Origin of the sequence: Cognatiluteimonas profundi (assembly GCF_009792795.1) — a bacterium.
GTDB lineage: Bacteria > Pseudomonadota > Gammaproteobacteria > Xanthomonadales > Xanthomonadaceae > Cognatiluteimonas > Cognatiluteimonas profundi.
This window is the reverse complement of record NZ_VKHQ01000009.1, coordinates 37,381-62,724: the sequence shown is the minus strand read 5'-3', so window position 1 is coordinate 62,724 and position 25,344 is coordinate 37,381. Positions and strand designations below refer to the sequence as shown.

At 67.4% G+C, this 25,344-nt stretch carries 25 protein-coding genes and 1 pseudogene; 14 read left to right on the top strand and 12 right to left on the bottom strand.

The window, feature by feature from the left end; translation table 11 throughout:
- Positions 1-5: 5 nt before the first annotated feature.
- Both GST15_RS12615 and purT read right to left on the bottom strand, forming a co-directional pair.
- A complete protein-coding gene (locus GST15_RS12615; protein WP_159017662.1) occupies positions 6-449 on the bottom strand; it encodes a hypothetical protein in 444 nt (147 codons plus the stop codon).
- Between the two features lie 41 nt (positions 450-490).
- The gene (gene purT / locus GST15_RS12610; protein WP_159017661.1) at positions 491-1,696 is read right to left on the bottom strand and encodes a formate-dependent phosphoribosylglycinamide formyltransferase; all 1,206 of its coding nucleotides are present in this window, start codon (positions 1,694-1,696) and stop codon (positions 491-493) included.
- A gap of 83 nt (positions 1,697-1,779) precedes the next feature.
- Here purT and GST15_RS12605 point away from each other — a divergent pair, with 83 nt between their 5' ends.
- The 5 genes from GST15_RS12605 to GST15_RS12585 all read left to right on the top strand — a co-directional run bounded on the left by GST15_RS12605 (position 1,780) and on the right by GST15_RS12585 (position 5,052).
- Complete coding sequence (locus GST15_RS12605) at positions 1,780-2,685, top strand: hypothetical protein (RefSeq protein ID WP_159017660.1); 906 nt, start codon at positions 1,780-1,782, stop codon at positions 2,683-2,685.
- Between the two features lie 108 nt (positions 2,686-2,793).
- Positions 2,794-3,678 (top strand): SPFH domain-containing protein, encoded by an 885-nt coding sequence (locus GST15_RS12600; protein ID WP_159017659.1) that lies wholly within the window; start codon positions 2,794-2,796, stop codon positions 3,676-3,678.
- An 81-nt stretch (positions 3,679-3,759) separates the two neighbouring features.
- Complete coding sequence (locus tag GST15_RS12595; RefSeq protein ID WP_159017658.1) at positions 3,760-3,957, top strand: type II toxin-antitoxin system antitoxin; 198 nt, start codon at positions 3,760-3,762, stop codon at positions 3,955-3,957.
- Complete coding sequence (locus GST15_RS12590) at positions 3,947-4,126, top strand: DUF4177 domain-containing protein (protein WP_159017657.1); 180 nt, start codon at positions 3,947-3,949, stop codon at positions 4,124-4,126. The genes GST15_RS12595 and GST15_RS12590 overlap by 11 nt, the downstream gene beginning before the upstream one ends.
- 101 nt (positions 4,127-4,227) lie before the next feature.
- Positions 4,228-5,052 carry a M15 family metallopeptidase gene (locus GST15_RS12585; RefSeq protein WP_159017656.1) on the top strand — a complete coding sequence of 275 codons (825 nt, stop codon included), beginning with the start codon at positions 4,228-4,230 and terminating at the stop codon, positions 5,050-5,052.
- Here the strand turns inward: GST15_RS12585 and GST15_RS12580 are convergent.
- The 6 genes and pseudogenes from GST15_RS12580 to GST15_RS12555 form a co-directional block, all read right to left on the bottom strand.
- A complete protein-coding gene (locus tag GST15_RS12580) occupies positions 5,033-5,707 on the bottom strand; it encodes a DNA-3-methyladenine glycosylase family protein (protein ID WP_159017655.1) in 675 nt (224 codons plus the stop codon). The two genes, GST15_RS12585 and GST15_RS12580, sit on opposite strands and share 20 nt — an antisense overlap.
- Positions 5,708-5,717: 10 nt before the next feature.
- Positions 5,718-6,089: a DUF423 domain-containing protein gene (locus GST15_RS12575; protein WP_159017654.1), complete on the bottom strand. Its 372-nt coding sequence runs from the start codon at positions 6,087-6,089 to the stop codon at positions 5,718-5,720.
- A gap of 77 nt (positions 6,090-6,166) precedes the next feature.
- Complete coding sequence (locus GST15_RS12570) at positions 6,167-7,252, bottom strand: polyketide cyclase (RefSeq protein ID WP_159017653.1); 1,086 nt, start codon at positions 7,250-7,252, stop codon at positions 6,167-6,169.
- Positions 7,253-7,531: 279 nt separating this feature from the next.
- Positions 7,532-7,627 (bottom strand): annotated as a pseudogene (locus GST15_RS12565) (LuxR C-terminal-related transcriptional regulator); the annotation flags it as partial.
- Between the two features lie 70 nt (positions 7,628-7,697).
- Positions 7,698-8,339 carry a response regulator gene (locus GST15_RS12560; protein WP_159017652.1) on the bottom strand — a complete coding sequence of 214 codons (642 nt, stop codon included), beginning with the start codon at positions 8,337-8,339 and terminating at the stop codon, positions 7,698-7,700.
- Positions 8,340-8,388: 49 nt separating this feature from the next.
- A complete protein-coding gene (locus GST15_RS12555) occupies positions 8,389-9,633 on the bottom strand; it encodes a sensor histidine kinase (protein WP_159017651.1) in 1,245 nt (414 codons plus the stop codon).
- Positions 9,634-9,807: 174 nt separating this feature from the next.
- On the opposite strand from GST15_RS12555, the gene GST15_RS12550 reads away from it, so the two are divergent.
- From GST15_RS12550 to GST15_RS12515, 8 genes are all read left to right on the top strand, one after another.
- Complete coding sequence (locus GST15_RS12550) at positions 9,808-10,425, top strand: GNAT family N-acetyltransferase (RefSeq protein ID WP_159017650.1); 618 nt, start codon at positions 9,808-9,810, stop codon at positions 10,423-10,425.
- A 1-nt stretch (position 10,426) separates the two neighbouring features.
- A complete protein-coding gene (minC, locus tag GST15_RS12545; protein ID WP_233263190.1) occupies positions 10,427-11,230 on the top strand; it encodes a septum site-determining protein MinC in 804 nt (267 codons plus the stop codon).
- A gap of 29 nt (positions 11,231-11,259) precedes the next feature.
- Entirely contained in the window at positions 11,260-12,069 is an 810-nt protein-coding gene (minD, locus tag GST15_RS12540) for a septum site-determining protein MinD (RefSeq protein WP_159017648.1), read from the top strand.
- A gap of 2 nt (positions 12,070-12,071) precedes the next feature.
- Positions 12,072-12,332, top strand: coding sequence for a cell division topological specificity factor MinE (gene minE, locus GST15_RS12535; protein WP_159017647.1), 261 nt, complete (start codon positions 12,072-12,074; stop codon positions 12,330-12,332).
- 40 nt (positions 12,333-12,372) lie between these two features.
- Positions 12,373-12,942, top strand: coding sequence for a hypothetical protein (locus GST15_RS12530; protein WP_233263189.1), 570 nt, complete (start codon positions 12,373-12,375; stop codon positions 12,940-12,942).
- A gap of 32 nt (positions 12,943-12,974) precedes the next feature.
- Positions 12,975-15,011 (top strand): M2 family metallopeptidase, encoded by a 2,037-nt coding sequence (locus tag GST15_RS12525; protein ID WP_233263188.1) that lies wholly within the window; start codon positions 12,975-12,977, stop codon positions 15,009-15,011.
- A 124-nt stretch (positions 15,012-15,135) separates the two neighbouring features.
- Positions 15,136-16,302, top strand: coding sequence for an aromatic ring-hydroxylating oxygenase subunit alpha (locus tag GST15_RS12520; protein ID WP_159017645.1), 1,167 nt, complete (start codon positions 15,136-15,138; stop codon positions 16,300-16,302).
- A 50-nt stretch (positions 16,303-16,352) separates the two neighbouring features.
- Complete coding sequence (locus GST15_RS12515; RefSeq protein ID WP_159017644.1) at positions 16,353-17,660, top strand: amino acid permease; 1,308 nt, start codon at positions 16,353-16,355, stop codon at positions 17,658-17,660.
- A gap of 15 nt (positions 17,661-17,675) precedes the next feature.
- Here GST15_RS12515 and GST15_RS12510 read toward each other — a convergent pair whose 3' ends face one another.
- Positions 17,676-18,959: a multidrug effflux MFS transporter gene (locus tag GST15_RS12510; RefSeq protein WP_425482246.1), complete on the bottom strand. Its 1,284-nt coding sequence runs from the start codon at positions 18,957-18,959 to the stop codon at positions 17,676-17,678.
- A complete protein-coding gene (locus GST15_RS12505) occupies positions 18,959-19,411 on the bottom strand; it encodes a VOC family protein (RefSeq protein ID WP_159017643.1) in 453 nt (150 codons plus the stop codon). The genes GST15_RS12510 and GST15_RS12505 overlap by 1 nt, the downstream gene beginning before the upstream one ends.
- A gap of 141 nt (positions 19,412-19,552) precedes the next feature.
- On the opposite strand from GST15_RS12505, the gene GST15_RS12500 reads away from it, so the two are divergent.
- A complete protein-coding gene (locus GST15_RS12500) occupies positions 19,553-21,676 on the top strand; it encodes a catalase (protein WP_159017642.1) in 2,124 nt (707 codons plus the stop codon).
- 100 nt (positions 21,677-21,776) lie between these two features.
- Here GST15_RS12500 and GST15_RS12495 read toward each other — a convergent pair whose 3' ends face one another.
- Together GST15_RS12495 and GST15_RS12490 are read right to left on the bottom strand one after the other, a co-directional pair.
- Positions 21,777-24,425 (bottom strand): M1 family metallopeptidase, encoded by a 2,649-nt coding sequence (locus GST15_RS12495; RefSeq protein WP_159017641.1) that lies wholly within the window; start codon positions 24,423-24,425, stop codon positions 21,777-21,779.
- A 121-nt stretch (positions 24,426-24,546) separates the two neighbouring features.
- The gene (locus GST15_RS12490) at positions 24,547-25,239 is read right to left on the bottom strand and encodes an arylesterase (protein ID WP_233263187.1); all 693 of its coding nucleotides are present in this window, start codon (positions 25,237-25,239) and stop codon (positions 24,547-24,549) included.
- Positions 25,240-25,344 lie beyond the last annotated feature (105 nt).

Below are 25,344 nucleotides of genomic sequence, written 5' to 3'. Positions count from 1 at the left end.
GGGCATCAGCCTTCCGGCGAATCGTCTCCGTCGCCTGTCGAAGCGGCTGGCGTAGACGCCACCGGCGGCTGGCCGGACTGGCCTTGCACGCCTGCCGATGCAGCCGCCGCCGCAGGAGCCTCCACGGCTGCCGTTGCCGCACCGGCCGCCGGCAACACCACCAGCGGATCGATCGCCAGGCGTGGGCCGAATCCGAACAGTTCATCGCTCTGGGTCGAGACGATCATCCGCACCATCGAGACCGGCACCATCAGTTCGAGCACCACCAGCTTGCTATCGCCGGTGTTGCCGCGCATCGTCATTTCGATCAGCGATCCCGACGTGTCGATCGCATTGCACAGCACGTGCGCGCCGATCGCGCCTTCCTGCAGATAGGGCTTGATCGCCTCGCCCAGCGCCTCGAGCGCCTGCGGGAAGAAAAACACGGCGTAGCCGTTGGCTTCATTCATTGCCTGGATCCCGTTGTTGGTTTGCGGCGGAGCGCATGATCTCAGGCGTCGCGCAGTTCGATCGTGAGCGCCGCGGCGGATTCGCGCGCGACGCGCCGTGCCGCCTCGATGTCGTCGGCACGCGACAGGGTCACGCCGACGCGGCGATGGCCAGCCACGCGCGGTTTGCCGAACAGGCGCAGCGCGGTGTCGGGCTGCTGCAACGCCGCCTGCACGTTGCCGAATACCGGCACGCCGTGGCCTTGCGCAAGCAGCGCGCAGGACGCCGACGGCCCCAACTGGCGCACGCCGGGAATCGGCAGGCCGAGGATCGCGCGCGCATGCAGGGCGAATTCGCTCAGGTCCTGCGAAATCAGCGTGACCAGGCCGGTATCGTGCGGCCGCGGCGACACTTCCGAAAACCAGACATCGTCGCCCTTGATGAACAGCTCGACGCCGAACACGCCCCAGCCGCCGAGCGCGTCGGTGACCTGGCGCGCGATGCCCTGCGCCAGCGCGAGCGCGCGGGTGGACATCGGCTGCGGCTGCCAGCTCTCGCGGTAATCGCCGTCGCGCTGCAGGTGCCCGATGGGATCGCAGAACAGCGTGCCCCCGGTGTGCCGCACCGTCAGCAGCGTGATCTCGTAGTCGAAGTCGATGAAACCCTCGACGATCACGCGGCCGGCGCCGGCACGACCGCCGGTCTGCGCGTAGTCCCACGCCGCATCGACGTCGCCTTCGCCACGCACGAGGCTCTGGCCGTGGCCGGACGATGACATCACCGGCTTGACCACGCACGGCAGGCCGATATCGCCGACGGCCCGGCGGTAGTCGTCGATGCTGTCGACGAATCGATACGGCGACACGGGCAGTCCGAGCGTTTCGGCGGCCAGCTTGCGGATGCCTTCGCGGTCCATCGTCAGCCATGCGGCGCGCGCGGTCGGGATGATGCGCGTGGTGCTGCCAGCGGCTTCGAACTCGCGCTCCAGCGCGACCAGCGTCTGCGTATGGATCGCCTCGATCTCCGGCACGATCACGTGCGGCTGCTCCAGCGCGACCAGGGCGCGGATCGCGTCGCCATCGAGCATGTCCAGCACATGACTGCGGTGCGCCACCTGCATGGCCGGGGCGTCGGCATAACGATCGGCGGCGATGACTTCCACGCCCAGCCGCTGCAGTTCGATCGCGACTTCCTTGCCCAATTCGCCGGAACCGAGCAGCAGGACGCGCGTCGCCCCTGTGGAGAGGGGGGTGCCGATGGTGATCATGCCGATACTTCAGTGGACCAGTCGCCAGTTTACCGGCGCCGCGCGCTTTCGTCGGTCGCCGCCGCCATGCCATGCTCGTCGCAATGGCCCGTCGAGTCCCCCTGTCGCTCCTGTCGCCGCTGCTGGGCGTGTTGCTGGCCGTCGCCGGATGCGAGCAGGCGCCGCCATTCGCGCAGTTGTCGGGCCTGATCCTGGCGCCGCAGCTGGATGAAGTCAGCGGGATGGCGGCATCGCGCACGCATGCCGACACGCTGTGGACGCTCAACGATGGTGGCAATGCCGCCGCGCTGTACGCCATCGGCAACCGCGGAAGCCTGCATGCGACCTTGCGCATCGACAACGTCCTCAACACCGACTGGGAAGACCTGGCTGCCTTCGACCTGCAGGGCAGGCACTACCTGCTGATCGCCGACACCGGCGACAACGGCGGCCTGCGCAGGACCTTGCAGCTGCACGTCGTCGAGGAGCCGCGCAGGCTGGTGGACGGCCATGCGCGGCCGGCCTGGTCGATCGCGTTCCGATGGCCCGATGGTCCGCGCGACTGCGAGGCGGTCGCGGTCGACGCGGCGAGCGGCCAGATCCTGCTGGTGTCGAAGCGACGCCGCCCACCGGAGCTGTTCGTCCTGCCCCTGCGGCCGCAGCCCGGAGTCCTGCAGGTGGCACGGCGGGTTGGCTTCCTCGCTGGAGTACCAGAGCCCGACGCCGAATCCCTGCGCGAGAACCGGCACATGGCACGGATTCGCAACCAGGTCACGGCGGCGGATATCTCGCCCGACGGCCGGACGTTCGCGGTGCTGACCTATTCCGACGTGCTGCTGTACGCACGACCGCGCCGGGGCAGCTGGTCGCAGGCGGTGGCCAACGCGCCGCAGGTCCACCACCTGCCCTGGCTGCCCCAGGCCGAGGCCCTGGCATGGTCGACGGACGGCCGTGGCCTCTATGCCACCGGTGAGCACAGCCCCGCCCCGCTGCTGTACCTGAATCCCTGAGCCCGCCCCGCGGCGCGATGCCGCTTGTCGAAAGACGCTTGCGAGATTGATATCATTTTGATATCACATGCTGACGGCGATTTGCCGTCACCCCTGCATAGGCGCGCCATGAAAGAGAATCCCGTTCGCTCGGCCCCCGGCCTTCCGTTCCTGCTGGGCGTGCTCGTCGTGGCCGTCATCGCTGCCTGGCTGCTGGTCTCGGGGATCAACCTGGATCCGGCCGTGGCCGGGAGCGGCGCCTGGGTCCGGATCCTGGGCGGGCTGGTCATCGGCGCCCTGGCCTTCCTCAGCCTGGTCGGCCTGTACACGGTGCAGCCCAACCAGGCCGCGGTGCTCAGCCTGTTCGGCAAGTACGTCGGCACGGTCAAGGACAACGGCCTGCGCTGGAACAACCCCTTCTACGTCAAGAGGAAGGTCAGCCAGCGCGTGCGCAACTTCGAGAGCGGCAAGCTCAAGGTCAACGAACTCGATGGCAGTCCGATCGAGATCGCCGCCGTCATCGTCTGGCAGGTCGTCGACTCGGCGGAAGCCGTCTACAACGTCGACGATTACGAAAGTTTCGTGCACATCCAGTCCGAATCCGCGCTGCGCACGATGGCCACCAGCTATCCCTACGACCAGCATGAGGACGGCCAGCTGGCCCTGCGCAGCCACGCGACCGAGGTCTCCAGGCACCTGAAGGACGAACTGCAGGAACGCCTGGCCGACGCCGGCGTGCAGGTGCTGGATGCGCGCATCAGCCACCTCGCCTACGCGCCCGAAATCGCCCAGGCGATGCTGCAGCGGCAGCAGGCCAACGCGATCATCGGCGCGCGCACGCGGATCGTGGCGGGCGCCGTCGGCATGGTCGAAATGGCCCTGGCCGAACTGGAGAAGAACGGCACCGTGCACCTGGACGAGGAGCGCAAGGCGCAGATGGTCAGCAACCTGCTGGTGGTGCTGTGCAGCGAGCGCGCGACGCAGCCGGTCGTCAACGCCGGCACGCTGTACTGAGGCGGCCACGATGGCTGCCTCCTTCATCGCGCTGCCCGTCATCGCCGTCGCCATCACCACGCGCAGGCGTCGACGCGGCTGATGGCTGACAAGAAAGCCTATCCGCTGCGCATCAACGCCGACGTCCTGGCGGCGGCGCAGCGCTGGGCGGACGATGAATTGCGCAGCCTCAATGCACAGATCGAATACCTGCTGCGCGATGCGCTGCGCAAGGCCGGGCGACTGAAATCGCCCGGCACCACGACCGACGACCTCCCGGAGAAAGACGATGGCCAATGAGCGATGGAGTTACCAGGTGGTGCAGGTCGGGCCGAGTTTCCTCGGCGCCACCAGCAAGGCGGCGCAGGAACGCCTGAACCAGCTCGGCCAGCAGGGCTGGGAGCTGGTCGCTGCCATCCAGTCGCAGCGCTTCGCACCCGTGCAGCTGTACCTGAAGAAGCCGCTGTGACCGACCGTCTGCTTGCCGCCGGCATGTCAGCGTGCATGGCTCGACGAGTCGCTTCGTTGCGCAGGATGACGACAAGCGCCTGCGACCGGTAACCTGCCCACATGCAGCGCATCCTGGTCAACACGCCGCACATCGAAATCTGGCCGGCCGGCTTGTTGCGCGCGCGCAGCAACCGTGATGCCCGGATCCTGGCACGCGCGCGCCATGTGTTGCGGCGCAAGCGTGACGGACGCTTCCTGGCCGCCGAGCTTGCGGAAGGCCTGCAGGCGCTGGCTCCGCTTCTGGAACGCGAACCCGGCATCGATGACGCGACGACCGCACTGCGGCAACGCATGCCAATGCCGTCGCGCCTGCATGCCGCCGACATCCTGCCCCTGCATCGACTGCAGGAACGCCTCGCGGCGATCGGCTTGGACGAAGGCTATGGCGCACGCAGCGGCCTGGAACTGGTCGCCGAGCCCCATTGGCTTGCGTTGGCAGGATTCGACCGCTACCGACGCGCGCTATGGCTGCAGGCCGATGCCGCCAATGCCTGGATGCGGCTGCGCCAGGCCGCCCTGCGTGACGGCGTGCTGCTCGAAGCGATCTCGGGTTATCGCAGCCACGATTACCAGCTGGGAATCTTCGAGCGCAAGCGCGCACGCGGGCTCGACGTCGACGCCATCCTCGCCGTCAACGCAGCGCCGGGTTACAGCGAACACCATTCGGGGCGCGCATTGGACATCAGCGCACCCGGCGAACCTGCCGCCGAGGAATCCTTCGAAGGCACCGCTGCATTCGGCTGGCTGGCGGCCAATGCCGGCGGGCACGGATTCGCCATGAGTTATCCGCGCGACAACCCGCACGGCATCGTCTACGAACCCTGGCATTGGTGCTGGCAACCGGCCGCCGCCGGGCGCGCCGCGATTATTCCTGCGAGCGCTTGACCGCCGCTTTCTGGCCGCTTGCCGCATCGGCAATGCGCCACAGGTAGAAGCTGGCGTAGCTGCGATACGGTCCCCAGCATTCACCGCGCTCCAGCAACGCCTTGGGCGCCAGCATGTCGTCGGCCTTGTCGACGGCCTGCGCGCCCTTGCGGATGCCCAGGTCATCGACGGGCAATACGTCGGGACGACCGAGCCGGAACATCAGCATCATCTCGACCGTCCAGCGACCGATGCCGCGGATGGGCACGAGCGCCGCGATGATGGCGTCGTTGTCCATGGTCGACATCCGGCGCAACGTGGGCACCTGTCCCGCCGATTCGCGCAGGGCCAGGTCGCGCAGCGCCAGCAGCTTGTTTCCCGATACGCCGCACGCGCGGATCGTGGCGTCGTCGCAGCGCGCCAGCGTGTCGCAGTGGAAGCGGTCGCTGCCGATGGCGATTTCCACGCGACCAACAATCGTCGCCGCGGCCTTGCCGCTGAGTTGCTGGTAGAGGATCGCGCGCGCCAGCGCATCGACGGGATCGAACGGTTTGCGCCAGCGCGCATCGGCTTCGATGGGTCCGATCGTGCGCATCCATTTGCCGAGCTTGCGGTCGCTCCGCACCAGGTGCGCATGTGCGGCTTGCGTATCGAATCCGCGCTGGTGGCGAGGCATGGGTCGTGTCCTATCGGCGCAGGAAGGCAAACGCCAATGCCAGCCAGGCACCGATCATCAGCATGCCGCCAAGCGGTGCGAGGGTCGTCGGCCATTGCGCCAGCGCCGCGCCGGCGAGGCTTCCGGAAAACAGCAAAACCCCGGCGGCCAGTGCGGCCAGCGCCACCTGCCCCAGCCCGCGCGGCATCGACGGAGCGAGGGCCGCCAGCGCCAGCCCATGTCCGAAGGCGAACACCGCCGCCAATTGCAGCCTGGCCTGCGCCGGGCCCTGCATTGCGTGGGATGCATAGGCGGCCAGCGCCACCGAGATCGCCGCCAACAGCGCACCGCTTGCGGCCAGCCATGCGTTCGGGCGAGGGATCGGCGGGAATGGCGCTGCCATGTGCGGTCCGTGGTCGGCTGAAGGCAGAACGCCGCGTCAGGGACGCGGCGTTCCGGGAAACATCCTGCAATCAGGGGTTATTTGAGGTCCCAGTAGACATCGAACTGGCCATTCTCGGTGAACGCCTGGTCGATGCCGTTCTTGTAGACCTCGTACGGACGATCGGTCGGCTCGTAACCCTGCGTCAACGCCCACGCGCGCAGTGCATTGCGCACGTTCTCCAGTTCGGCCATGTAGCCGGTGTAGGAGGCGGTCGCGGCCCGACGAGGCTTGGTCTGCACGTACTTGACGGGGCCCTGCAGCTTGAGGCCGGCCAGCTGCGCGGGCGCAGCTCCTGCAACGGCAGTCTCACCGGCCTTTTGCACCGGCTGGGTGACGTCGAACGTGTAGGACTCGCGACCCAGTTCAGTCGAGATGATGCGCATCGGACCGGCGGCGACGAGGCCGTTGGCTTCCATGGTGCGCTTGATCCACTCCATGTTGGCCTTCATCGACGCTTCGATCTTGTCGTTGTTGCGCTCGATCGAGCCGGCGTTCACCACCAGGAGGTTTTCAGCGGGCATGTCGACCGCACGCAGGTTGGCCAGCTTGGTGCCCTGCACGCGGTAGTCGACGTTGGGCACCGAGGCCAGCATGTTGGACAGGCGCTCAAGGCCCATCTTGATGTCGTCACCCACATGGCGCGCGACGTACATGCCGGCATAGCGACCCATCAGGTCCCAGCCGTAATCGACGTCGTAGCGCTGCGAGATTTCCACGTTGCGGCCAAGGTGGCCGGTCGGGCGGAAGCTGAACACCGTGCGCTTGTTGTCGCCGCGCTGGGTGTTGGTGATCGCGTAGGTGATGCTCTTGCCGGGATCGTCGGCAACGATTTTCCAGCTGCCGCTGCCGACGGATGGCTCCTTGGAGACGTAATCCATGCGCGCACCGACGCCGGAAGCCGGGCCGGAGAACGTCAGCTGCATCTTCGGATCGCGCAGCACCAGCGGGTTCCAGTCCTTGAAGCGGCGCAGGCTGTCGAGGGTGTCGTAGACAATCGTCAACTTGCGATTGGTCTCGACCTTCTCGTTCAGATGGCGGCTGGAGGGCAGCACGAGGCCGATCACCAGGAACAGCGCAAGGACAATCGCAAGGGAAATCAGCACTTCGATCAAACGGGTCATTCAATGTTCTCCGGGCCCACCCCTGGCTGGGCCGGGGCGTAGACCTGCCATCGTAGCGCGCCTCCGGCAAACCTGCCAACGACATCATCCCGTGGACGCGCCGCACGGCAGCGCAACCGGCTCGGGAGCGCCGCGAGGGACCCGGAACGCCGATCGCGGGGTGGGCCGCCGCGCGCATTCGGCTGCTGCCCCGCTGGGCCGACACCGCACCGACACCCCGCCAGGGCGGAACAAACCGCCTCGCAGTGCCGCCGACGGCAATCCGCCCGCAGGCGCCTGGACCAGCTGCAGTTCGAACGCCTTCAGCACCGCGCGCGTGCGGTCGCGGACGCCCAGCCTGGACAGGATGTTGGACACGTGGTTCTTGATCGTGCCGCGCCGCGAGGATCTCCGCTTGCCGAGCCAATGAACGCGCCGCCGCGCGCAGCGAGACTCGCTTCCAGCCTTAGACCAACTGCAGTTCGAACGCCTTCAACACTGCCCTCGTCCGATCCCGCACTCCGAGCTTGGACAGGATGTTGGACACGTGGTTCTTGATCGTACCTTCCGCCACGCCCAGTGAATTGGCGATTTCCTTGTTGGAAAACCCCGAGGCCATCAGCCGCAATATTTCGGTTTCGCGATCGGTCAGCGGATCGGGCCGGTCCAGGCTGACGAAGTCGTTGCGCATGTGCTCCAGGCCCGAGAGCAGGCGCTGGGTCACCGCTGGCTGCACCAGCGAGCCGCCCGCGGCGACCACCTGGATCGCGCCGACAAGCTGCTCGAGCGAGACGTCCTTGAGCAGGTAGCCCTTGGCCCCGGCCTTCAGGCCTGCCAGTACCAGTTGGTCGTCGTCGAACGTGGTCAGGATGATCGTCGGCGGCAGTTCGCCCATGCGGGCCAGCGCCTGCAATGCCTCCAGCCCGGACATCGCCGGCATGCGCATGTCCATCAGCACCACGTCGGGCTTGACCTGCGGGATCAGTTCGACGGCCTGCTTGCCGTCGCCGGCTTCCGCGATGACCTCAATGCCCTCGGCGAGCGCCAACAGGGACCGGATGCCCTGGCGCACCAGCGTTTGATCGTCGACCAGACAGATTCGGATCATGCAATGGCTCCATGGAGAACGCTGGTGGGTAACGGGTGGGTGGTGTTCATCAGACTTGGGTGCCCGTCGCCAGGCCAGCCATCGCCGGATCAGGTGCCGGTTGCGCCTGGGAGTCGCCCACCGCGACCCCATCGTCCAGCGGCAGCTGGATGTCCAGCGAGAAACCTCGACCCGGAGCGGCCTGGATGTCGACGCGGCCACCGTAGGCGGCCAGACGCTCGCGCATGCCGCGCAACCCGTTGCCGACGCTGGCGACGTCCGCCCCGCGACCATCGTCATGGGCGTGCACGCGGACCATGCGGCCGTCCTGGCGGTAATGCAGCCACAACGTCCGCGCCTGCGCATGGCGCACCGCATTGGTGATGATTTCCTGCGTGCAGCGCAGCAGCACGTGCGCGCGCTCCGGATCGTCGAGCCGGAAGGGCTGCGGCATTTCCATCTTGATGTCCAGGCCGGCGACATGGTCGGCCAGCGGCAGCAGCGTCGCCGCCATGTCGATCGCATCGGCGTCGCGCAGGTGGCTCACCGCCTCGCGGACGTCGCTGAGCAGCAGCTTGGCGAGCGTGTGCGCCTGGTTGACGTGCTCCTGCGCCTTGCCATCGATCAGGTGTCCGGCGACCTCCAGGTTCAGGCTCAACGCCGTCAGGTGGTGTCCGAGCAGGTCATGCAACTCTCGGGAGATACGCGTGCGCTCGTTGATGCGCGCGCTCTCGGCCAGCAGGGCGCGGGTTGCACGCAATTCGGCATTCAGCTGGCGCTGTTCTTCACGCGCCTGCGCCTGTTGCCGCGCGACCAGGCTGGTGACGAAGACGAAGCCCGAAAACCCCGCGTACAGCAGCGACTGCATCAGCGCCTCGAGCCAGGACATGTCCAGCCAGCGCATGTAGACCGGCACGACGAGGAATTCGCTCAACACCAGCCATGCCACGCCGACCGGCAGGGCGAGCAGCCACGGCAGCACGCAGGCCGCGACCATCAGCAGGATGCTGCCCAGCCCGCTGGCGCTGAAGTAGCTGATGGCGATGGCGCTGCCGGTCAGGACCATCAGCAGCACGTAGTCGAAGGCACGGACCCGCCTCGTCCCCAGTCCGCGCGTCAGCCACCCATAACTGATCCCGAAGGCGGCATAGGCCAGCCACGCCTGCCAGTCGATATGGGCCGTGACGGCGCCATCCTCCGCCAGCGCGCCTTCGGAAGGCATCAGCGAGAGCAGCAGCAACGGCATCCCGATCACCGCCCATGTGAACAGGCCAGCGTAGCGCAGCAGACGGCTATGGTTCAGGCGCGCGAACATCCCGCATCTTAGGCGCAAAGGACGGCGCGAGTAGCCCGACGAAAGTCATGGGCGCATGTGCCGGCGGGCCGCCAGCGCGTCGCCCGGGCCGGGTTCGTCATGCGATAATCACCTCGCGCCGCCGTGGCAGCGCATCGTGGGATTCATGCTGATTCGAGCCGACGGGAGCCCGGAATGTCGATAGTCATCCGCGACGTGCGCGAGCACGAGCTGGATTCCGTCCTTGCACTCAACAACGCCGCCGGTCCCGCGATCCTGCCGCTCGATGCGGCCCGACTGCGCCGTTTCCATTCCGAAGCAGAATATTTCCGTATCGCCGAGCGTGATGGCGCGCTGGCTGGCTTCCTGATCGGTTTTGGCTCGGATGCCGGGCACGACAGCGGCAACTTCCACTGGTTCCGCGAACGCCACCCGCATTTCTTCTACATCGATCGCATCGCGGTGGCCAGCCGTCGCCGCGGCGGCGGCGTCGGCCGCGCGTTCTACGCCGACGTCCAGAGCTATGCCGAGTTGCGCTACCCGCAGATGGCCTGCGAAGTCTTCCTGGAGTCGGGCAGCGATCCCGCCCTGCTCTTCCATGGCAGCTTCGGTTTCCGCGAGATCGGGCAGCGCGTCATGCGCGACGCTCCCGGGGACAGCGACGCAGGGCGGCGCGCGGCGATGCTGATGAAGGAGTTGTGCAGCTATCCGTGGATCCGCGAGACCTATGGCGCGCAATTGCCGGACGTGGACTGGATCACCCAGCCACGCGCACTGGCCAGCGTCGCACCGCAGCGGGCCACGGGGACCTGACGTGGCGTCGACTCCCACAGCCTGCGTCGTCGACTACGAGCCTGCCGGCGAACTCAAGATCGGCCAGGTCGGCATCGCCAACCTGCGCGTGCGCACGCTGGATGTCGGCAAGCTTGGCGCGGAGATGCGCGATCGCGTCGCCCGCGCGCCCAAGCTGTTTGCCCGCGCCGCCGTGGTCGTCGATTTCGGCGGGCTTCCCGGCACGCCCGATGTCGCGATCGCGCGCGCGCTGCTCGATGCATTGCGCGATGCCGGCGTGCTGCCGGTCGCCCTTGCCTACGGCAGCAGCGACAACGAACAACTCGCGGTGCAGCTGGGCTTGCCGCTGCTGGCGAAATTCCGCGCGCAGTACGAGCCGATGGGAAGCGAGGCTCCCGTGGGAGCGGCTTCCGCCGCGAAGCCGATGCCCAAAGAGCTCGCGGCGGAAGCCGCTCCCACAAAAGCGTCGACTGCGCCCGCGAAGCCGGCTGGCGGCGAACCCGGACTGGTCCAGACCGCTCCGGTGCGCTCGGGCCAGCAGGTCTACGCCGAAAACCGCGACCTCACCGTCGTCACCTCCGTCGGCGCCGGCGCCGAGGTCATCGCGGATGGCTCGATCCACATCTATGGCGCACTGCGCGGACGCGCGCTGGCTGGCGCGCAGGGCAACGGCAAGGCGCGCATCTTCTGTCGCGAATTCCACGCCGAACTGGTCGCGGTCGCCGGGCACTACAAGGTGCTGGAAGACATCCCCATGGAACTGCGCGGCAAGGCAGTCCAGATCTGGCTCGACAAAGACCAACTGAACATCGCCGCGCTCGACTGAGCGCGACAGCCCCACCAAGGAGAACTGTTTTGGCCGAAATAATCGTTGTCACCTCGGGCAAGGGCGGCGTCGGAAAGACCACCACCAGCGCAAGCCTGGCATGTGGCCTGGCGCGGCACGGCAAGAAGGTCTGCGTGATCGACTTCGACGTCGGACTGCGCAACCTGGACCTGATCATGGGTTGCGAGCGCCGCGTGGTGTACGACTTCGTCAACGTGATCCACGGGGAAGCGACGCTTCGGCAATCGCTGATCAAGGACAAGCGCTTCGACAACCTGTTCGTGCTGGCCGCCTCGCAGACGCGCGACAAGGACGCGCTGACCAAGGAAGGCGTGCAGAAGGTGCTCGATGACCTCGCCGCCGACGGTTTCGAATACATCGTCTGCGATTCGCCCGCTGGCATCGAGAAAGGCGCGTTCCTGGCGATGTATTTCGCCGACCAGGCCGTCGTCGTGGTCAATCCCGAAGTGTCGTCGGTGCGCGACTCCGACCGCATCCTCGGGCTGCTGGCGAGCAAGACCCGCCGCGCCGAGAACGGCGAGCGGGTCAAGGAATACCTGCTGCTGACGCGCTACAGCCCCACACGCGTCGAAGGCGGCGAAATGCTGTCGATCACCGACGTCGAGGAAGTCCTTGGCCTCAAGACCATCGGCGTGATCCCCGAATCCGGCGACGTGTTGAACGCCTCCAACAAGGGCGAGCCGGTGATCCTGGACATGGAATCGCCCGCGGGCCAGGCCTACGACGACGCGGTCGCCCGGCTGATGGGCGAAACAAGGCCGATGCGGTTCACCGAGGTCGAGAAGAAGGGCTTCTTCAGCAAGCTCTTCGGGGGCTGAGCATGGGCCTGTTCGATTTCCTCAAGGTCAAGAAGAACACCGCCAACATCGCGAAGGACCGGCTGCGCATCATCATCGCGCAGGAACGCAGCGCGTTCGGCGGACCCGATTACCTGCCCCTGCTGCGCCGGGAATTGCTGGAAGTGATCCGCAAGTACGTCAACGTCGACGTCGACGCGGTCAAGGTCGACCTGGTCAAGGAAGGCGACCACGACATGCTGGATATCTCGGTGTCGCTGCCCGACCGCGCCTCCGCGGCCTGACGGCTGTTCACGGGAGCGGCTGGTGGCCGCGAGCTCTTCCATGATCGACGAAAAGCTCGCGGCTGAAGCCGCTTCCACAAACGGCTCCGTGCTGTTGCTGCGCGACATCGCCTTCGACGATGTCGCCTCCCTGCTGACGCACTACGGCCTGCGGCTGCAACTGGTCGCTGACGGCGCGCCGATCCCGGGCAGCTACTGGGGCGAACCCGAAGCCGGGATCATCGGCGCGACGGTCCACGCGCGCAGCGACACACCGGTGCATTCGCTGTTGCACGAAGCCTCGCACCTGATCGTGCTGGACCCCGCTCGACGCGCCGTCGTGCATACCGACGCCACCGATTCCATCGCCGAGGAAGACGCGGTCTGCGTGCTGCAGTCCCTGCTCGGCGATGCCCTGCCCGGTGTCGGTGCCGATCGCGTCCTGGCGGACATGGATGCGTGGGGCTACACCTTCCGGCTCGGGAGCGCGCGCGCCTACGTGGGCACGGATGCCGAATCTGCCTGGAAATGGCTGGTCGATCGCGGCCTGCTCGATGTCCGCCGCAGGCTGGTCGTTCCCGGATCGCTCCCTGACTTGCACCCACCGGCAGCCAGCACTAGCCTGCGATGAACAAGCGCTGTCGCGCTGTCAAGGGATCCGCCGTGAAGCCTCGCCACGTCCTGTTCGTGCTCGCCGCTGCTGCCAGCGTCCTGTCCCTGTCGTCCTGCAAGCGCACGCCATCGCCTTCGGCGCCCGCGACCTCGGCCACTGCCACGACAGCGCCGGCCAACGAGACGCCTGATCAGTTCATCGCGCGCGTCAACAACGAGTTCCGCGCGTCCTACGCCGAGCTCAGCGCGGCGCAGTGGATCTCCTCGACCTACATCAGCGACGACAGCGAACTGGTCGCGGCGAAGGCCAACGAACGCTGGCTGACGCAGCTCAATGGCTGGATCGAGCAGGCGCGCCAGTACGAAGGTCGCCCGATGTCGGCGGCGACGGCGCGCTCGATCATGCTGTTGAAGCTGATGACGTCCATGCCGGCGCCCCACGATCCGCAGCGCCTTGCCGAACTGACGCGCATCGCCAGCAAGATGGAAGGCATGTACGGCGCCGGCAAGTACTGCCGGACGCCGGGCGACGCGGCCAGCTGCAGGACGCTCGGCGACCTGGAGAACGTGCTGCGCGGCAACCGCGATTACGACGCGCAACTCGATGCCTGGAACGGCTGGCACACGATCGCACCACCCATGCGCAAGGATTACGTGCGCTTCGTCGAACTGGTCAATGAAGGCGCCAAGGACATGGGCTTCGCCGATGCCGGTGAGGTCTGGCGTTCGGGCTACGACATGCCGCCGCAACGCATCGCCAGCGAGACCGACCGCCTCTGGGGCCAGGTCAAGCCGCTCTACGAGCAGTTGCACTGCTACGCGCGCACCAAGCTGGATGCGAAGTACGGCAAGGAGCACGGCGAAGTCGCCGGGCGCATGCTGCCGGCGCACCTGATGGGCAACATGTGGCAGCAGGACTGGAGCAACCTGTGGGATCTCCTGCAGCCCTACCCGGGCGCCAGCAGCCTGGACATCACCGGCGCGCTGCAGCGCCAGTACCAGCAGAACTACAGCAGCGGGCTGGCCAGCCACGCCGGGGCTCCCGGCCCGTCGGAACTGGTGGAGATCGAGCGCGCCGCGCAGTTGGACACCGCACGGCAGATGGCGACCCGCGCACAGGATTTCTACACGTCGCTGGGCATGCAGAAGCTGCCCGCCAGCTACTGGACGAAGTCGCAGTTCATCAAGCCGCGCGACCGTGACGTGGTCTGCCATGCCAGTGCCTGGGACATGAACATGGCCGGCGATGTGCGCACGAAGACCTGCATGGAGCCCAACGAGGAATCGTTCACCACGATCTACCACGAGCTCGGGCACGTCTATTACTACCTGGCGTACAACAAGCTGCCGCCGATCTTCCAGCAGGGCGCGCACGACGGCGTCCACGAGGCGATCGGCGACACGATCGTGCTGGGGATGACGCCCGACTACCTGCAGTCGGTGGGCCTGGTCGATCCCCAGCCGCAATCGCACGAAGCACTGGTCAATGCGCAGATGCGCATGGCGCTGGCGAAGGTCGCCTTCCTTCCATTCGGCATGATGATCGATCGCTGGCGCTGGGGCGTGTTCGACGGGTCGATCAAACCGGAGTCCTACAACGCAAGCTGGTGGGCGCTGAAGGCCAGGTACCAGGGCGTCGCCCCGGTGCAGCCGCGTGGCGAGGAAGACTTCGATCCCGGCGCCAAATACCACGTCGCGGGCAATACGCCGTACATGCGGTACTTCCTTGCCGACATCCTGGAATTCCAGTTCTACAAGGCGCTGTGCGACGCATCGGGCTACAAGGGACCGCTGTATGCCTGCAGCTTCTACGGCAGCAAGGCCGCCGGCCAGAAATACCTGGCGATGTTGTCGCGCGGCGCAAGCCAGCCGTGGCAACAGACGCTCAAGCAGCTCACCGGCGGGGAGTCGATGGATGCCGCGCCGATGCTCGAGTATTTCGCTCCGCTGCAGGACTGGCTGAAGCAGCAGAACGAAGGCCAGATGTGTGGCTGGGATCCGACACCGGTGGCTGCGGCTCCGGGAGCACCGACTTCGACCACGAAACCGGCACCGGCCCGGACGCCCGCACCGGCCAAGCGCGAGTGACCGGCGCCGGACGCGGCCAGCCTGCGGCGGCGTCATCCGGCTTGCGCGCCGACTGCGCTGTTCGGCACGCTGGTCGCGAGCGGATGGACGCGGATCGCGCCCGTAATCGATGGATACCCGGCCCATGAACGACACCACCTCCCGCCGCGACCTCGCGCCGCAGCCGCTCGACCATGCAACCGCCCTGCCCGCGCACTACTACGTCGATTCGGCGATGCCCGCGCTCGAGCGTCGCGCGATCTTCGACCGCGGCTGGCAGCTCGTTGCGCACGTGTGCCAGCTGCGCGAACCGGGCGATCACGTCATCGCCGATTTCGCCGGCCTGCCCGTGCTGGCCGTGCGCGGCGCCGATGGCGCGGGCGGTCCTGGCGACATCCGCGTGTTCCATAACGTGTGCCGGCATCGCGCTGGACCGATCGCCCAATGCGACGGGCTGGCCGCGAAATCATTGCGCTGTCGCTACCACGGCTGGACCTACGCACTGGACGGGCAATTGAAGTCGGCGCCGGAGATGTCCGCCACGCCGGACTTCGACGTGGCCCAGGTCCGCCTTCCGCAATTGCAGGTGCGCACGTGGCAGGGACTGGTGTTCGCGGCCGTCGACGCCGACGCGGCGTCGTTCGACGCGCTCGTCGCCGGCATCGATGCCCGCATCGGTGCCCAGAGCGGACTGGCCGACTACGGCCACCACCATCGTGTCGGCTATGACCTGGCCTGCAACTGGAAGGTCTATGTCGACAATTACCTGGAGGGCTACCACGTCCCGCACGTGCATCCGGAGCTCAACCGGATGCTCGATTACCGCAGCTACGTCACCGAAATCGCGGAACTGCACTCGTTGCAGTGGAGTCCGCTGGAGAGTAGTCCCTGCCTGTACGGCAATGGCGATGCGCTGTACTACTGGCTGTGGCCGAACACCATGCTCAACATCCTGCCCGGACGCCTGCAGACCAACCGCGTGGTGCCGCTGGCGGTGGACCGTTGCCGGATCGAGTTCGATTTCTATTACCCGGTCGACGAATCCGACGCGGGACGCGCGCGACGCGACGCCGACCTTGCCTTCAGCGACCTGGTGCAGAGGGAAGACCTCGGCATCTGCATGGACGTCCAGCGCGGCCTCGCGTCGGGCTCGTATGTCGCCGGACGCCTCAATCCCCTGCGCGAGAGCGCCGTGCATCATTTCCAGGAACTGTTGCGCCGCGCGTATCGCGATGCCGGTTCACTGGCTCCTGTGGGCGCGACGTCAGTCGCGATGGATACCGCCCACCCGCCGCACCCCGATCGCGACTGACGTCGCCCCCACAACCGCAGCATCATCGCCGCGAACAGGATGCAGCCCGCATGAGTCAGTCCGCCGTGTCGAACGAAACCGCAGCCCGCCCGCTCGGCCTGTGGTCCGCGACCGCGCTCGTCATCGGCAGCATGATCGGCTCGGGTGTGTTCCTGCTGCCGGCATCGCTGGCGCCATTCGGTGCGGCGAGCCTGCTCGGCTGGGGCGTCACCCTGTTGGGCGCGGTGCTGCTGGCGTTGACCTTTTCGCGCCTGTCCGCGAAGTGGCCACGAACCGGGGGACCGTATGCATTCGCGCGCGAAGGGTTCGGCGAGACGGCTGCGTTCGTGGTCGCGTGGAGCTACTGGGTATCGATCTGGTGCGCCAATGCGGCGATCGCGGTCGCGTTCTCCGGCAGCATGGGCGCGATCTGGCCGCCGCTGACCGCCACTCCGCTGCGCGCGGCCGGCTGCGCACTCGCCGCGTTGTGGGTGTGCAGCGCGGTCAACCTTGCCGGTGTGCGCGATGCCGGACGCATGCAGGTCGTCACCACCGTGCTGAAGCTGGTGCCACTGTTGCTGTTCGGCGGCATCGCGCTGTGGTTCGTCGATGGCAGCCACTACCGGCCATTCAATCCCAGCGGGCAGCCGCTGCGCGATGCGGTGCAGGCAACGGTGGCGCTGACGTTGTGGGCCTTCCTCGGGCTGGAAGCCGCCACCGTGCCGGCAGGCTCGATCCGCGACGCACAACGCACGATCCCGCGCGCGACGCTGCTCGGGACACTGCTGGCCGGCTTTGCCACCATCCTTGCGTGCACGGCCGTGCTCGGCCTGCTGCCCGCCGATGTCGTGCGCAACTCGCAGGCGCCAATGGCCGAAGCCGCGCGCAGCCTGTGGGGTCCGGCGGCGGGCATCGGCATCGCCATCGTCGCCGCGGTGTCGTGCTTCGGCGCCCTCAATGGCTGGGTATTGGTCTCCGCGCAGGTGCCCTACGCCGCAGCCAGCGACGGCCTGTTGCCGCGACGGTTCACGCGCCTGGACAAGGGTGGCACGCCGGTGTTCGGCGTCGTGGTGAGCAGCACGCTGGCATCGGTGCTGGTGCTGTCCAACTACAGCCACTCGCTGGTGCAGCTGTTCACGTTCTCGATCCTGCTGTCGACGGCGGCGACGCTGCTGCCCTATGTCGTCAGTGCCGCCGCCTGGTTGCGACGTGGCGATGGCGGCGGGCGTGTCGTTGCCGCACTCGCACTGGTCTACAGCCTCTACGCACTGGTCGGCACCGGCCGCGAATCGCTGTTGTGGGGCGGCGCCCTCATCCTCGCCGGCCTGCCGATCCATGCATGGCGCCGGTGGCGAGTGCGCGCCCAGCCGCAGGCCTGATCGCGAGCCGCCGGACTACATCTCGTCGGTCGGCTCGATCGCGGGCAGCGTGGATGCCGGCGCATTCGGGATGCGATGCCCGGTGTGGATCTCCCAGCGCCAGAACGCCCAGCCCAGGAAGGCGAAGACGGCCGTGCCCAGCGCCAGGTGCAGCGGCACGCGACTGAGCCACGGCGACAGTACGCCGGCGATCAAGGCATTCGACACCAGGCTGGTGAACGCCTGCAGCGATGACGCCGCGCCGCGCTGGCGCGGGTACATGTCCAGGATCGCGAGCGTCAGGATCGGGAACACCAGCGCGATGCCGAATGCATTGAGCATCATCGGCAGCACCGCCCACGGGACAGTCGGCACCGGCACCAGCAGATTGTAGACGACGTTCGCGGTGACCGCGATGCCGCAGCAGGCGAATCCGAGCGTGCTCTGCCGGCGACCGCTCATGCGTCCGGCGGTGCGGCCGGACACGAACGCACCCAGCATCATCCCGCTGATCATCGGCACGAAGAACCAGGCGAACTCGTCGTTATGCAGCCGACGCTGGCCCAGGTGCAGGATGCCGAGCACGAAGGCTGGCGCCGACGCGATGTAGAGGAACAACGCGCCGAAGTTGAACGCGCCGGCCGCCGACAATCGCTGGAAGCGCGGATTGAGGAAGATCTCCTTGTAGGTGTCGAGCAGGCGCCTGGGATGCATCGACGTGCGCACTGCCGGCGGATGCGTCTCCGGCAACCCAAACCACGTCGCGAACCACAGCACCGTCGAGAACAGCACCAGGAACCAGAAGATCATCGGCCAGCGCTGCCAGCCCAGGATCCAGCCGCCGATCACCGGGGCGATGGCGGGCGCGATGCCGAAGATCATCGACACCTGGCTCATCAGGCGCTGCGCGTCGTCGCCGTGCAGCAGGTCGCGGATCACCGCACGTCCGACGATCAGGCCGACGCCCGCGGACAGGCCTTGCAGCGCGCGGAATGCCAGCAAGGTCGGCAGGTCGCGCGACAGCGCACAACCGACCGACGCCAGCACGAAGACCGCCAGCCCGCCGAGGATCACGCGCCGTCGGCCGATCGCGTCGGACAAGGGCCCGTGCACGACGCTCATCAACGCATACGCGATCAGGTACACGCTGATGGTCTGCTGCATCGCCAGCGGGTTCGCGCCCAGTTGCCCGCCGATCTGCGGGAAGGCCGGGAAGATCGTGTCGATCGAGAACGGACCGAACATCGCCAGTCCGCCCAGCAGCAGGGCCAGGCGCGGCATGGAAATGCCGCGCTGCGGGTCGGTGCGTGTGGAATCCATCAGGCGGGTGAGACCTCGCCGGGAACGGGTGCAGCCGGCGGACCTTTGAGCTCCACCAGGTTGCCTTCCGGGTCGAACAGGTATTGCGAGGGCCCTTCGCCCTGCGCGCCGTAGCGCGAGCCGAAGTCGCCGATGCGCACGCCGTGCGCCTCCAGGTGGGCAAGGATCGCGTCGCGGTCGAAGGGTGCGACCTGCAGGCAGAAATGATCCATGTTGCGTCCCTCATCGCCCGGTGCCGCGCCACCCGCGCGTCCGATCCGGCCGTCGACCGTGACCGTGACCAGGTCGATCAATGACTCGCCGGCGCGCAGTTGCAACAGGCCAAGCTCGTCCTGGCGCCGCTCCACGCTGCAGCCCAGCACATCGCAGTAGAACGCCTGCATCGCCGCCAGGTCGCGCACGCGCAAAACCACGTGATCGAGCCGGCGGAGCTGGTATGGGGGTTGGGTCATGGCAGTCGCGCGTCCAGCGGAGTCGCACATGGTAGACCGCCGGCGGCTGCGGGCAGCAGCACGACAGGCCATTCACGGCACGGCGCCCAGCATGGGGAACGCGTTGATCGCGCGTCTCCCAACCACCCATGGAGCGGTCCGATGGCAGCCAGCAGGAAACCCGGCAAATCCCTTCCGCCAGCGAAGGCTGCTGCCACGACGGCAAGACCTCAAGCTGGGCGCGAGTCACGCGGCAATGCCGATGAGCTGCACCAGCTTGCCGGTGGCGCGCACCCCGTGCTGACCACCAACCAGGGCATCCCGGTCTCGGACAACCAGAACTCGCTGCGCGCGACGCCACGCGGGCCGACCCTGCTCGAGGACTTCGTCCTGCGCGAGAAGATCACGCACTTCGACCACGAGCGCATTCCCGAGCGCATCGTGCATGCGCGTGGCTCGGCCGCGCATGGATACTTCGAGCTGACCAGGTCGCTGTCGAAGTACACCACGGCCAACCTCTTCAACGAAGTCGGCACCCGGACGCCGGTCTTCACCCGGTTCTCGACCGTCGCCGGTGGTGCGGGTTCGGTCGATACGCCACGCGACGTGCGCGGATTCGCGGTGAAGTTCTACACGCAGCAGGGCAACTTCGACCTGGTCGGCAACAACATCCCGGTGTTCTTCATCCAGGATGCGATGAAATTCCCGGACCTCGTGCATGCCGTGAAGATGGAACCCGACCGCGGCTTCCCGCAGGCCGGCAGCGCGCACGACACGTTCTGGGACTTCATCTCGCTCACGCCCGAATCGATGCACATGATCATGTGGGCGATGAGCGACCGCGCGATCCCGCGATCGCTGCGCATGATCGAGGGCTTCGGCATCCACAGCTTCCGCCTGCTCGACGCCAAGGGCCGCTCGACGTTCGTGAAGTTCCACTGGCGCCCGAAGCTCGGGCTGCAGTCGACGGTGTGGGACGAGGCGTTGAAACTCCAGGCCGCCGACAACGACTTCCACCGTCGCGACCTGTTCGAGGCGATCCAGGCTGGCGCGTTCCCCGAATGGGATCTTGCCGTGCAGCTGTTCACCCAGGAGCAGGCCGACGCCTTTCCGTTCGACCACCTCGACGCGACCAAGCTGATCCCGGAAGAACTCGTGCCACTCACCGTCATCGGCCGCATGGTCCTCGACCGCTGGCCGGACAACTTCTTCGCCGAGACCGAGCAGGTTGCGTTCTGCCCGGCCAACATCGTGCCGGGCATCGACTTCAGCAACGATCCGCTGCTGCAGGGGCGGTTGTTCTCCTACCTGGATACGCAGCTGTCGCGCCTGGGCGGGCCCAACTTCCACCAGATCCCGATCAATGCGCCCAAGTGCCCGTTCGCCAACCAGCAGCGCGACGGCCACATGCAGATGCAGCAACCCAAGGGCCGCGTCAACTACGAGCCCAGCTCACTCGATCCGGATTCCGCGCGCGGGACGCCATCCGGATTCCGCAGCTTCGCCGAACCGGCGGACGACGAATCCAAAGGCCGCATCCGCTACGACACGTTCGCCGACCACTACAGCCAGGCGCGGCAGTTCTTCCGCAGCCAGACCGCCATCGAACAGTCGCACATGGCGTCGGCGCTGGTGTTCGAATTGTCCAAGGTCGAAACCCTGCATGTGCGCGAGGCGATCGTCGGCCATCTGCGCAACATCGACGACGACCTCGCCCAGCGCGTCGCCAACGGGCTCGGCCTGGCCAAGCTGCCGCCCGCGCAGAAATCCGCGGCCGCCGTGCTCGACCTGCCGCCATCACCCGCGCTGCAGATCATCGGCAGGATGAAGCCGACGCTCGAGGGTCGCGCCGTCGGCATCCTCATCGACGACGGCTCGGATGCGACGGTCGTCGCGGCGCTGCGCAAGGCGATCGAAGGCGCCGGCGCCACGGTCAAGCTCATCGCGCCCAAGGTCGGCGGGGCGACGCTGTCCGATCGCAGGAAGCAGCCCGCCGATGGCCAACTCGCCGGTACGCCGTCCGTGCTGTTCGATGCTGTCGCGCTGGTCCTGTCGGATGCCGCGGGCAAGCGTCTTGCAGGCGAAGCGGCCGCGGTCGACTTCGTGCGCGATGCGTTCGGCCACCTCAAGGCCATTGCCGCCACTGCCGGCGCGCAGGCGGTGTTGTCGGCGGCCGGCATCGCGAAGGATGCGGGCATCGTCGATGCAGGGGACGCGAAGGCCTTCGTCAAGGCCGCGATGACGCGGCAATGGGCGCGCGAGCCCAAGCTGCGGACGCTCGCCTAGCCACTCGATGCAATGGGCGCGAGGTCGGTCGCCCGCGCACGATTCGTCAAATGAAAACGCCGGGACAGGAGCCCGGCGTTTTCATGTTGCGCTGCCGCCGTTACTGCTGCGTGCGCGCCTGCAGCCATGCGTCGATCGCCGGCAGGCGCGTGTCGTGCACCTGGCTGCGATAGACGATGTTGGCGATGGCAGTGTCGGTGGCACGCCGCGATCCGGCGGCGATATGGGCGTCGGCGTAGGCCTTGAGCTTGCCGACCATCGCCTTGTCCAGCGAATTGCCGGCCAGGCCCGGGTAATAACGGCTGCTCGACGTCGAGTCCACCCGCGCATCCACCTGCTCGCGATGGGCGACCGCGAAGTCGAAGGCCAGGTCCGGATGCAGCCGCGACACGCGCGAGATCATTCCCGCGCTGTTGGTCGCGCCGGGTTCGTCGGTCAGCGCCAGCTCGAGCGCGCGTGATGCCAGCGACGGATCCTGGGTGGACGACAGCAGGCCGTAGAGCTCGTCCTTCACCAATGGCGTCGTCTCTTTCCGGGCCGCTGCATGCAGCTGGTCCCAGGTCGCTGCGTCGGCATGGCGCGCCACCACCGCGAGCACCGTCTTGCGCAACTCAGGCGGCATGGCTGTCGGATCGCCGGCCTGCGCGGCGTAACGTCGGCGCGCTTCGGCGATGACGGATGCGTCGTCGAGCGTCGACAGCGCGTCGATCAGCTGCGTGCGCAGGATGCGGACCGGTGCCGTGTCGCTGGCGCGCTCCTGCCAGCCGATGCGCGCCAGTTCCGGTGCGAGTCGACCGGCGGCGAACTGGCGGAAGCGCGCCCGCTCCGGCGTATCCGCGCCGTAGTACGCATCGAGCGACTGCAGGCTGCCGGCGATGTCGCCCCAGACGGCGGGATCGGCCTGCACCGGCGTCGCCGCGACGAGTGCGAGGTAATCGGAGGCAGGCTGCAGCCCGGCCAGTCCCAGCGCCCAGGCATCGGCCATCACGCCGAGCTGGTCGATCGTCGCCAACTGCGCGAACTGCCCGCGCAGCGTGTCGAACAGGGCTGGCGCGTAGAAGGTGTGGTAATAGCCGCCCTGCCCCGCGTTGGCCACGACAGCACCGCAACCCGGCACGACCAGCGAGCCGCGGCGGTCGGTGACGAGCGTCCTTGCGGCCTCGTGGCCGGGCACCTGCGCGATCACCGGCACGCGCCAGCTGAGCGGCTGCTTGTCGGGGCGATCGCGGGTGAATTCGCCCTGGGTGAGCTGCAACGTGGTCTGGCCACCGTTGCATGTCGCCGACTCGACGCGGATCAGCGGCACGCCCGGCTGCAGGGTGAAGTCGTGTGCGATGTCCATGATCGGCTTGCCGGCGGCAGTCTGCACTTCGCGCCAGAAATCGTCGGACACCGTGTTGCCGTAGGCGTGGTCGCGCATGTAGTGGCGCACGCCGGTACGCCAGGCATCCGCGCCGACGTAGCGCTCGAGCATGCGGATCACCGCCGCGCCCTTGGAATACGTGATCGCGTCAAAGGCCTGGCTGGCCTGTTCGACGGTCTCCACGTGCTGCACGACCGGATGGGTGCTGGCGACCGCATCGCGCGCCATGGCGCCCTCGCGCGACTGCACGTCGTCCAGCTCGGTGTGCCATTCGGGATGCAGCTTCGCCGTCGTGCGGCCTTCCATCCAGCTGGCGAAACCTTCGTTGAGCCAGATGTCATCCCACCAGCGCATCGTCACCAGGTCGCCGAACCACTGGTGCGCCATCTCGTGCGCGGCGACTTCGAACACGCGCTGGCGATCGGCTTCGGTCGCGATCGCCGGATCGAGCAGCAGCGTGTGCTCGAAGGTGAAGATCGCGCCCCAGTTTTCCATCGCGCCGAAGAACTGGCTGCTACCCGGCGCGGCGATGTTGTCGAGCTTGGGCAGCGGATAGGGCGTGGCGAAGTACTCGTTGTATTCCTGCAGGATGTCGCGCGCCGATTCCAGCGCGAATCGTGCCTGCGGGGCGGAGCCCTTGCGCGCGACGACGCCGACTTCGGTCTTGCCCGAGCGCAGCGTCGCGCGGTCGAAGTCACCGACCGAGAAGAACAGCAGGTAGGTGGACATCTTCGGCGACGGCGCGAACCGCACCCGCGTCAGTCCATTGCCCAGCGCGGTGGTTTCGGCCGCCGGCATGTTGCTGACCGCCATCTGCGCGGAGGGCACCGTCGCCTGCAGGTTGAAGGTCGCCTTGTAGTCCGGTTCGTCCCACGAAGGGATGAAGCGGCGTGCGTCGGAATTCTCGAACTGCGTGTACAGCGCGCGCTGCCTGCCCGCCGTGGTGTCGTAATCCAGTGCGAACAGGCCGTTGGCCTGCGTGCCGATCTTGCCCGTGTAGCGCATGTCCAGCCGATAGGAGCCCACGGGCAGCATCTCGGCGAACGTGAAGGTCGCCGTCTGGTTGCCGGCATCCACCGTCACCTTGGGCGCGCGGACCTTGCCCGACTTCCACGCCTTGCCCGACTTGCCGACCAGCGCGACCTTCGAGAACGCCAGGTTTTCGGCGTTGAGAACGATTGTCTTCGTCGGCGTCAGCACATCGATGTCGATGGCCACCGTGCCGTCGAAATCCATCGATTGCGCATGCGGCACCACGGCCACGTCGTAGTGCGTCGGACGCACGTTGCGCGGCAGCTGGGTGGTGGTCTGCGCTGCCTGGGCGGCGGCTGCCAGCGACACGGAAGCGATGGCAAGCGAAAGGGCTGTCGCCAGGGATCGACGCATGTGAATCCTTCAGGTCAAGGGAGGTGCCAGCAGCTGGCCGGCAGCCGATGGTGCCCGCCGCCGCAAGGGACAACGACCCCCGGAAGTCATGGGCGCCGTGACCGGGGTTCCGCTTGGACGTCTAGTCCAGCAGCGGCCCCAGCGCCTTCCAGACGTGATCGCGCAACAACGGCTGTACGCGCGCGACCGGATGCATGTCGTCGGCCTGGAAGGCGGTCGCGTCATGCGCGATCGGCGCCAGCAGGAAGGGCACCAGCGCGGTGTGGAATTGGCGGGCGAGGTCGCGGTAGATGGCCTCGAAGTCGCGCGTGTACTCCGGGCCGTAGTTGGGCGGCAGGCGCATGCCGACCAGCAGCACCTTCGCCTCGACCGCCTGCGCGGCGCCGATCATGTACGCCAGGTTGTGGCGGGTCTGGCGCAGCGGCAGGCCACGCAGGCCATCGTTGGCACCCAGTTCGATCACCACCACCGCCGGTCGCAGCCGCACCACCGCATCGACCACGCGCGCCGCGCCGCCATCGCTGGTTTCCCCGCTGATGCTGGCATTGACCAGCCGCCAGCCCGGCCTGGTCTGCGCCACGCGCTGCGCGGTCAACGGCACCCAGCCCTGGTTCGCCTCCAGCCCATAGCCCGCCGACAGCGAGTCGCCGAGGACCAGCACCGTGCGGCTCGCGGTGACCGAAGGCCTGGTTGCAGGTCCGGCGGACGCCGGCCTTGCCTGGGCCACGCTGGCCAGCAGCAGCACGGCCAGCATGAGCGCCCGCGTGGGGACCCATTGAAGGCGGTGCCTGGAAGCCGCATTGAATGACGTCATGCAATTCTCCTGGGCCAGCGACAGTGCCGGCCCTTCCAGCAACCTGCGATGAAGGCGATCCCCGATGACCCTGACCCAGCGGCCCCTGCTCCATGGATAAGGTCG

What these genes read in the sequence shown, in the direction of transcription:
- GST15_RS12495 (WP_159017641.1), bottom strand. Translation starts at nt 24,425, where the DNA reads ATGCGTCGATCCCTGGCGACAGCCCTTTCGCTTGCCATCGCTTCCGTG.
- GST15_RS12550 (WP_159017650.1), top strand. Translation starts at nt 9,808, where the DNA reads ATGTCGATAGTCATCCGCGACGTGCGCGAGCACGAGCTGGATTCCGTC.
- GST15_RS12490 (WP_233263187.1), bottom strand. Translation starts at nt 25,239, where the DNA reads ATGACGTCATTCAATGCGGCTTCCAGGCACCGCCTTCAATGGGTCCCC.
- GST15_RS12500 (WP_159017642.1), top strand. Translation starts at nt 19,553, where the DNA reads ATGGCAGCCAGCAGGAAACCCGGCAAATCCCTTCCGCCAGCGAAGGCT.
- GST15_RS12505 (WP_159017643.1), bottom strand. Translation starts at nt 19,411, where the DNA reads ATGACCCAACCCCCATACCAGCTCCGCCGGCTCGATCACGTGGTTTTG.
- GST15_RS12555 (WP_159017651.1), bottom strand. Translation starts at nt 9,633, where the DNA reads ATGTTCGCGCGCCTGAACCATAGCCGTCTGCTGCGCTACGCTGGCCTG.
- GST15_RS12560 (WP_159017652.1), bottom strand. Translation starts at nt 8,339, where the DNA reads ATGATCCGAATCTGTCTGGTCGACGATCAAACGCTGGTGCGCCAGGGC.
- GST15_RS12575 (WP_159017654.1), bottom strand. Translation starts at nt 6,089, where the DNA reads ATGGCAGCGCCATTCCCGCCGATCCCTCGCCCGAACGCATGGCTGGCC.
- GST15_RS12585 (WP_159017656.1), top strand. Translation starts at nt 4,228, where the DNA reads ATGCAGCGCATCCTGGTCAACACGCCGCACATCGAAATCTGGCCGGCC.
- GST15_RS12530 (WP_233263189.1), top strand. Translation starts at nt 12,373, where the DNA reads ATGATCGACGAAAAGCTCGCGGCTGAAGCCGCTTCCACAAACGGCTCC.
- minE (WP_159017647.1), top strand. Translation starts at nt 12,072, where the DNA reads ATGGGCCTGTTCGATTTCCTCAAGGTCAAGAAGAACACCGCCAACATC.
- GST15_RS12580 (WP_159017655.1), bottom strand. Translation starts at nt 5,707, where the DNA reads ATGCCTCGCCACCAGCGCGGATTCGATACGCAAGCCGCACATGCGCAC.
- GST15_RS12595 (WP_159017658.1), top strand. Translation starts at nt 3,760, where the DNA reads ATGGCTGACAAGAAAGCCTATCCGCTGCGCATCAACGCCGACGTCCTG.
- GST15_RS12520 (WP_159017645.1), top strand. Translation starts at nt 15,136, where the DNA reads ATGAACGACACCACCTCCCGCCGCGACCTCGCGCCGCAGCCGCTCGAC.
- GST15_RS12615 (WP_159017662.1), bottom strand. Translation starts at nt 449, where the DNA reads ATGAATGAAGCCAACGGCTACGCCGTGTTTTTCTTCCCGCAGGCGCTC.
- GST15_RS12515 (WP_159017644.1), top strand. Translation starts at nt 16,353, where the DNA reads ATGAGTCAGTCCGCCGTGTCGAACGAAACCGCAGCCCGCCCGCTCGGC.
- purT (WP_159017661.1), bottom strand. Translation starts at nt 1,696, where the DNA reads ATGATCACCATCGGCACCCCCCTCTCCACAGGGGCGACGCGCGTCCTG.
- GST15_RS12605 (WP_159017660.1), top strand. Translation starts at nt 1,780, where the DNA reads ATGGCCCGTCGAGTCCCCCTGTCGCTCCTGTCGCCGCTGCTGGGCGTG.
- GST15_RS12510 (WP_425482246.1), bottom strand. Translation starts at nt 18,959, where the DNA reads ATGGATTCCACACGCACCGACCCGCAGCGCGGCATTTCCATGCCGCGC.
- GST15_RS12570 (WP_159017653.1), bottom strand. Translation starts at nt 7,252, where the DNA reads ATGACCCGTTTGATCGAAGTGCTGATTTCCCTTGCGATTGTCCTTGCG.
- GST15_RS12590 (WP_159017657.1), top strand. Translation starts at nt 3,947, where the DNA reads ATGGCCAATGAGCGATGGAGTTACCAGGTGGTGCAGGTCGGGCCGAGT.
- GST15_RS12600 (WP_159017659.1), top strand. Translation starts at nt 2,794, where the DNA reads ATGAAAGAGAATCCCGTTCGCTCGGCCCCCGGCCTTCCGTTCCTGCTG.